Genomic DNA, 481 nt, shown 5'->3' with positions numbered 1-481 from the left:
TGAGCTGCGAGGGCCGGGTGATCGTGATGAGCAGCACGAGGACGACGGGGATGTAGGGCAGCAGCTCACGGACCAGCGCCCGCGGGTCGGCGCGCTCCTCGGAGGACGCGGCCCACCCCGGCGTCAGGGCAGCCAGGCCCAGCAGCATGTAGCCGACGGTCCAGCCGAGATCCAGCCCGCTTCCGGCCGCCTCCTTGTACTGCAGCGCGAGATAGCCGATGCCCGTGTCGGCGCACGCGATCGCCACGAAGCCCGCGGCCACCAGCAGCATCGGGAGTCGCTCGCGCCCCGAGGCTCGCACGGCGAGGCCACTGGCGATCGAGATGATCACGATGTCGGTCAACGGGTAGTAGAGGTAGACGGTGAGATAGATCCAGCTCGCCTCGCCCAGCTGCGCGAACAGTGGACCCACGACCAGGATCCAGCTGATGAACAGCAGCGCCGCGCCGACGATCGCGCCATCGACGATCGCGCGTGCCCG

At 69.4% G+C, this 481-nt stretch carries 1 protein-coding gene; it reads right to left on the bottom strand.

The annotated features are described in order from the left end of the window. The coding region (locus DDE18_RS23225) for a hypothetical protein (protein WP_211754722.1) at window positions 1-481 on the bottom strand (481 nt) is incomplete at both ends.

It is taken from the genome of Nocardioides gansuensis (genome assembly GCF_003076135.1).
Classification (GTDB): domain Bacteria; phylum Actinomycetota; class Actinomycetes; order Propionibacteriales; family Nocardioidaceae; genus Nocardioides; species Nocardioides gansuensis.
The sequence above is the reverse complement of the archived record's forward strand: the minus strand, read 5'-3'. Positions and strand labels throughout refer to the sequence as shown.